The organism is Inquilinus sp. (assembly GCF_057815775.1).
This window is the reverse complement of the sequence record NZ_JBYRFX010000346.1, coordinates 1-6,455: the sequence shown is the minus strand read 5'-3', so window position 1 is coordinate 6,455 and position 6,455 is coordinate 1. Positions and strand designations below refer to the sequence as shown.

General features: G+C 68.1%; 6 protein-coding genes. 2 read left to right on the top strand and 4 right to left on the bottom strand.

What is annotated here, in order from left to right; translation table 11 throughout:
• Positions 1 to 79: 79 nt before the first annotated feature.
• Genes kce through AC3XYG_RS12325 form a run of 4 tightly spaced genes read right to left on the bottom strand, consistent with a single transcriptional unit; the run spans position 80 to position 4,088 of the window.
• Positions 80 to 1,012, bottom strand: coding sequence for a 3,5-dioxohexanoate:acetyl-CoA acetone transferase (kce, locus tag AC3XYG_RS12340; protein ID WP_489140131.1), 933 nt, complete (start codon positions 1,010 to 1,012; stop codon positions 80 to 82).
• Between the two features lie 25 nt (positions 1,013 to 1,037).
• Positions 1,038 to 1,904, bottom strand: a complete 867-nt coding sequence (locus AC3XYG_RS12335; RefSeq protein ID WP_489140130.1) for a carbohydrate ABC transporter permease — start codon at positions 1,902 to 1,904, stop codon at positions 1,038 to 1,040.
• Entirely contained in the window at positions 1,901 to 2,836 is a 936-nt protein-coding gene (locus AC3XYG_RS12330) for a carbohydrate ABC transporter permease (protein WP_489140129.1), read from the bottom strand. The genes AC3XYG_RS12335 and AC3XYG_RS12330 overlap by 4 nt, the downstream gene beginning before the upstream one ends.
• Before the next feature lies 1 nt (position 2,837).
• Complete coding sequence (locus tag AC3XYG_RS12325; protein ID WP_489140128.1) at positions 2,838 to 4,088, bottom strand: sugar ABC transporter substrate-binding protein; 1,251 nt, start codon at positions 4,086 to 4,088, stop codon at positions 2,838 to 2,840.
• A gap of 119 nt (positions 4,089 to 4,207) precedes the next feature.
• Between AC3XYG_RS12325 and AC3XYG_RS12320 the strand changes: the two genes are divergently transcribed.
• On the top strand, positions 4,208 to 5,116 hold the full coding sequence (locus AC3XYG_RS12320; RefSeq protein ID WP_489140127.1) for an N-acetylglucosamine kinase: 909 nt from the start codon (positions 4,208 to 4,210) through the stop codon (positions 5,114 to 5,116).
• 21 nt (positions 5,117 to 5,137) lie between these two features.
• Positions 5,138 to 6,163 (top strand): SIS domain-containing protein, encoded by a 1,026-nt coding sequence (locus tag AC3XYG_RS12315; protein WP_489140126.1) that lies wholly within the window; start codon positions 5,138 to 5,140, stop codon positions 6,161 to 6,163.
• Positions 6,164 to 6,455: the final 292 nt, after the last annotated feature.

The window sequence follows — 6,455 nt, the reverse complement described above, 5'->3', positions numbered from 1 at the left end:
CGATCTCTGGATCGCCACGCCCCGGCGGGGCTCGCGATGACGGTTATGAATTGGCCTTCGACCTATCAAAGGGGGCGGCTCAGAAACCGACCGCGTCGCCGCCCTTCAGCTTCAGGATCGCGCGGGCCTCGTCCGGCGTGGCGATCTCGGCGCCGAGGCCTTCGATAATCTGGCGCACCTGGCGGACCTGCTCGGCGCTGGATTGCGCCAGCCGGCCCTTGCCGATCCACAGCGAATCCTCCAGCCCGACGCGGACGTTGCCGCCCAGGGCCACGGCCTGGGCCGCGATCGGCAGCTGGTGGCGGCCGGCGCCCAGCACCGACCAGTGGTAATCCGCGCCGAACAGCCGGTCGGCCGTGCGCTTCATATGCGCCACATCCTCCGGATGCGGGCCGATGCCGCCGAGGATGCCGAACACGCTCTGCACGAAGAACGGCGGCTTGACCAGGCCGCGCTCGGCGAAATGCGCCAGGGTGTAGAGGTGGCCGATGTCGTAGCACTCGATCTCGAAGCGGGTGCCGTTCTCGGCGCAGGTCGCCAGGATGTATTCGATGTCGCCGAAGGTGTTGCGGAACACCCGGTCGCGCGACCCTTCGAGATAGGGCTGCTCCCACGCATGCTCGAAGGTCTTGAAGCGGCCGAGCATCGGGTACAGGCCGAAATTCATCGACCCCATGTTCAGCGACGCGACCTCCGGCCGGAAGGTGGCGGCCGGGCGCACCCGCTCCTCCACCGTCATGGTCGCGGCGCCGCCGGTGGTGATGTTGATGACGCAGCCGGAGCGCTGCTTGACCACACTCAGGAACGGCGCGAAGGCCTCCGGCGACTGGTCGGGCCGGCCGTCCTTCGGGTCGCGCGCATGCAAATGGACGATGGCCGCCCCGGCCTCCGCCGCCTCGACCGCCGCATCGGCGATCTCCCGCGCCGTGACCGGCAGGTGCGGCGACATCGACGGCGTGTGGATCGACCCCGTCACCGCACAGGTGATGATGACCTTGTTCTGCTGTGCCACTCGATGATCCCTCGTCTCTTTCGGGCTACTTGACCGCGCCCTGGGTGATGCCGGCGATGAACTGGCGCGACAGGGCGATATAGACCAGCATGATCGGCAACGCGGCCAGGGACAGCCCGGTGAAGAGCACGCCCCAATTGGTGGTGAATTCGCCCATGAACACGGTCAGCCCCTGCGGCAGCGTCTTCAGGTTATCCGACGTGATCAGGATCAGCGGAAAGAAGAAATCGTTCCAGATCGGCACCGCGTTCTGGATCGCGACGATCACCATGGCCGGGCGCGCCAGTGGCAGCATGATCGACACCATCACCCGCAGCTCGCTGGCGCCGTCGATCCGGGCCGATTCCTCCAGTTCGCGCGGCAGGGCGCGCAGGAAGCCGGTCATGATGAACACCGCGGACGGGATACCCATCGCGGCATAGACCAGCACCAGCCCGGCATAGGAGTTGGTGAGGCCCAGCGTGTCGAGCTGGATGAACAGCGGGATGATCGCCAGCTTCAGCGGCACGGTCATGCCGCTGAGGAAGAACATCAGCACCAGGGCGCTGAACCGGAACTTGTACCGGGCGATGGCATAGGCGGCCATGGTGCCGACCACCAGGATCAGCAGCACCGACGCACCGGTGACCAGGACGGAGTTGAAGAGGTAGCGGACGAAATTCGTCTCGGACCAGATCTTCTCGACATTGGCCAGCGAGATGGTCTGCGGCAGCGCGAAGGGCGAGGTAAAGATCTCGGCATTGGTCTTGAACGACGACATCACCATGACGAGCAGCGGGTAGATCATGACGAAGGCGTTGAGCAGCAGCAGCGCCTGGATCGCGCCCGTCTTCACCGACCAACGCCGGTCGAGGGCGGGGCCGCTGTCGGGGATCGCCGTCACGGCCGTCACAGCTCGACCTCCCGCCGCCGCAGCAGCCGTAGGGCCACGGCGGTGAAGCCGGCGATCAGCAGGAACATCAGCACCGCCAGGGCGCTGCCCTGGCCGTAATCCTGGATGCCCGTCGTCGTGCTGCCGAAGGCGGTGCGATAGAAATACAGGCCCAGCACGTCGGTCGACCCGCCGGGCGACCCGGTCAGCCCGGCCATGATGTAGGGCAGCTCGAACCAGTTGAAGCTGCCGATGAAGGTCAGGATGCAGACGATGGTGACGCTGGGCGCCAGCAGCGGCCAGATGATCCGCAGCAAGAGGGTGCGGTCGCCGGCGCCGTCGAGCCGCGCGGCCTCAATCACCTCCTTGCTGATGCGCTGCATGCCGGCCAGCAGCACCAGGGTCGGGAAGCCGAGCCAGTGCCAGACATTGGCCAGCACGATGCTGCCCAGCGCGGTCGATTCCTGGCCGAGCCAGGCGGGGCCGTGGACGCCGACCAGCGCCAGGGCCTGGTTCACCAGGCCGAACAGCGGGTGCAGGAACAGCTTCCACAGGAAGCCGACGATGACCGAGGACAGCACCACCGGCAGGAACACGATGACCTGGTGGACGCGGTGGCCGGGCAGCGCCTTCAGCAGCGCGAAGGCGATCAGCAGGGCAGTGCCGTTCTCAAGCACCATCAGGGCACAGAACACGACGACGTTGTGGTGCAGGGCATTCCAGGTCCAGTCGCTGAACGGCGATTCCATCAGCACCTGGCGGAAATTCTCCAGCCCGACGAAGTCGGAAGGCTGCAGCCCGTCGAAGCGATAGAAGGCCAGCCGGAAGGCCGACAGCAGCGGCCAGGCCACGAACACCGACATGATGGCGGCGGCCGGCAGCAGCAGGAAGGCGATCCAGAGCGACCGGCGCCGGGGCAGAAAATCGGACAGGCGGCGCCGGTCGCGGATCATGTCACTTGCCCTGGAACGGCGTGTACCATTTGGCGATGCCGTCGGTCAGGTCGGCGCCCAGCTGGTCCGGCGTGATGCTGCCGGCCATCATCTTGGTGATGTCGCCCTGCAGCAGCTCCGACCCCGTCGGCTTCTGGAAGCGGAAATAGACCACGTTGATGTGCGGCATCGCGGTCTGGTTCAGGGCCGCGACCTCGGCCAGCAGCGGGTCGTTGATGACCACGCCCTTGATCGGCGAGATGTTGCCCAGCAGCGCCGAGAACTTGTCGCTGAATTCCTTGGTGCCCATCCAGTTGACCAGCTTCAGCGCGGCTTCCTTGTTCGGCGACGCCGCGTTCACCGCGTAGCCGCCGTCATAGAATTTGGTGACGTAGCGCGGGTCGCCCGCCTTCGGCGCCGGCGGGCCGACGAATTCCATGTCGATCTGCGGGTTCTGCGCCTTGTAGGTCGAGATGTCGAAGCTGCCGCCGGCCAGCATCGCTGCCCGGCCGGTCACGAACAGCTGGCCCGCCGTGTCGTAGTCGATGCCTTCATAGCCGGGGGACATGACGTCGCGCAGCTCCAGCAGCTTGCCCAGCGCCGCGATGTAGCGCGGATCCTTGAACGTCGCCTTGCCCGAGGTCAGGTCGGCGACGAAATCCGGCCCAAGAAACGGGTTGGTGAAGATCGCCACGAACATCTCGTTGAACCAGCTGGTGCCCAGCCCGTTCGCCAGCGGGATGATGCCCTTGTCCTTCAGCGCCTTGCTGACGGTCATGAACTCGTCCCAGGTGGTCGGCGGGGTCAGCCCGGCCTTGGCGAACACCTCCTTGTTGATGAACAGGCCCAGCGTCTGTGAGGCGAAGGGCAGCGAATACACCTTGCCGTCGGCACGATAGGTGCCGGCGACCAGCGCGTCCGCCGGCATGTTGGCCAGCGACGGCACGGTGGCCGGGTCCTGCGCCACGAAGTAGCCGGCCTTCACGAACTGCTCCAGCCAGCCATAGGCGTGGGTGTGGATCACGTCGCCGCCATGGCCGGCCGCCAGCGCCGCCGAGACGATGGTCGGATAGCTCTCATCCGGGAAGGACTCGAACTTGACCGTGATATCCGGGTTGGCCTTGGTGAAATCCGCGAACAGCTCGTTGTAGGCGGCCTTGTCTTCCTGCCGCCAGGTCCAGAACGACACCTCGACCGCCTGTGCGGCTGTCGCTGCAAAACCCCAGATGGCCGCCGCGGCCAGGGCCACGCGCCCGATACGCCTGATGTTCATTTTTCGCCTCCCCTGCACCGCTGCGGTGCTTATGCGCAGCAACAGGAAATCATAGTTCTTGCCGGCTGGCTAGATAGTTTGTAAATCTGCCTAACTAACTCAGCAAGGGCGGGACAACCGTGGCCTCAGATCTCATCGCAGGCGTCGATATCGGCGGCACCAAGACCCGCATGATGGCATCCCGGGGCGGCAACATCGTCGCCGACGAGACCGTGACGACCGACACTTGGCGCATCCGCCAGGTCAAGACCGATGCCGCCGTGCTGGCCTCGCTGGTGCTGTCGCTGTGCGACGGCCAGGCCCCTGATGCGACCGTGGTCGGCGCCCATGGCTGCGACACCGACGACCAGTGCCGTGCCTGGCAGGCGGCCCTGGCCCCGCATCTCGGCGGCATCGTGCAGGTGGTCAATGATTCCGAGCTGATGGCCCCGGCCGCCGGCCGCTTCGGCGGCATCGGCGTGGTGGTCGGCACCGGGTCGATCGCGGTGGCGCGGACGCCGGACGGCCGGATGCTGGCGGCGGGCGGCTGGGGCTGGATCCTGGGCGACGAGGGCAGCGCCCCGTCCCTGGTCCGCGATGCGGCGCGGGCGGTGCGCGGCGCGATCGACCGCGGCGCGCCCGACGACCCGCTGACCGACGCCCTGATGCGCGCGCTGGGCACCGACGACCCGACGATGATGGGCCGGCTGCTGAACGACACGCGCAGCGGCGTGGTCTGGGGCCAGTATGCCAGCGCCGTGTTCGCCGCGGCCGACGCCGGGTCGCCCCTGGCGATCGGCGTGATCGAGGACGGTGCGAAGGCGCTGGCCGACCTGGTCGGCATCCTGATCCGGCGCGGCGCCGATGCCGGCAGCGTGGTCGCCGGCGGCGGCGTGATCGCCGAACAGCCCCGCCTGGTGCAGGCCTTCCGGGCCGCCATGGCCGCGGTATCGCCCAACAGCGACGTCGTCGTGCTGCGCGACCCGCCGGTGCTCGGCGCGCTGGCGCTGGCGCGGCGCGCCCTGCAGACCGTTCCCCAGACATCCTGAATCCCGATCGGAGACCGACCCATGCAGCGCATTGGATATCGCGACGCCGTCGCCCGGCAGCCGGACAGCCTGGAGGAAGGCCGGGTCGCGATCGGCCGCGCCCTTGACGCCCTCGACCTCGGCGCCTTCGCCGGCAAGGCCATCGGCCTGGCCGGGATCGGCGCCAGCTACCAGGCGGCAATCGCCGGCGCCTGCTTCCTGCGCACGCAGGGCACCCGGGCCTTCGCCTATTGCGCCACCGACCTCTATGACGGGGTGGATGCCGCGGCCGACGCCTTCATCGCCCTGTCCGCCTCGGGCCAGAGCCGCGAGACCGCCGACGTGATGCGGATGCGGTCGCACCTGCCGCGCATCGCCATCTGCCGTGACACCGCCAATCCGCTGGCGGAGCTGACCGGCCTGGCCATCGGCATGGCGTCCGGATCCGACAACGGCGCCAGCTCGACCGGCTACACCGGCACGCTGCTGGCGATCGGCCTGCTGGCCGACCGCATCGTCGGCGGCGCTCCCTCCGCCGATTGGACCGCCCTGCCCGAGGCCGTGAGCGCCCTGCTGGCCGCTGCGGCCGAGCCGGCGAAGCAGGCCGCGCGGCGCCTGTACCGGCGCGCCTCGATCGACCTGGTCGGCGCCGGCGCGGCCTTCGCCACCGCCGGGGAGGCCGCCCTGCTGATCCGCGAGGCGGTGCGCGTGCCGGCCTGCGCCTGGGATACGCTGAACTACCTGCACGGGCCGATGGAATCGCAGGACAGCCGGACCGGGCTGGTCGCCTTCGGCACCGGCCGGGAAGTCAAGGTCGCCCAGGATGTGGCCGGGTTCGGCTGCCCCTCGGTGCTGATCACCGCCCGCACGGACGTCGCCTCCGATGGCGAGCTGACCGTGATCCAGGTGCCGGAGTTCGGCAACGCCATCGCCGATGCGATCCTGCAGATCGTCGCGGCGCAGCTGATCGTCGGCGAGATGCAGGACACCGCCGGCCTGACCAACACCTCCTTCCGCTACCGCCAGACCGACACCAAGCTGAAGCCCTGGTCGCCGACGGAAGTGTAGGTCTCGGAATCTCTCTTTAACTGTCATTGCCGGGCTTGACCCGGCAATCCAGAGAATGTCGACAGCCTCTGGATGCCCGGATCAAGTCCGGGCATGACAGTTGTGGGGATGGTTCAAAAAAAATCCTGCGCTGAGCACAGGTGCCACGAACCTACTCCGCCGCCGCGCTCTCTGAATCCAGCGGCGGCAGGACCACGGCGGGGTGGCGGTTCTCGCCGAGGATCTGGCCCAGGCCGTGATCGGCCGCCAGCCGCATCGCCCCCAGGGCGGTGCCGTGGGCGCCCAGTGCGCT

Excerpts from the sequence above, each read along its gene's own strand:
- AC3XYG_RS12315 (WP_489140126.1), top strand. The coding sequence starts at position 5,138 with ATGCAGCGCATTGGATATCGCGACGCCGTCGCCCGGCAGCCGGACAGC.
- AC3XYG_RS12330 (WP_489140129.1), bottom strand. The coding sequence starts at position 2,836 with ATGATCCGCGACCGGCGCCGCCTGTCCGATTTTCTGCCCCGGCGCCGG.
- AC3XYG_RS12325 (WP_489140128.1), bottom strand. The coding sequence starts at position 4,088 with ATGAACATCAGGCGTATCGGGCGCGTGGCCCTGGCCGCGGCGGCCATC.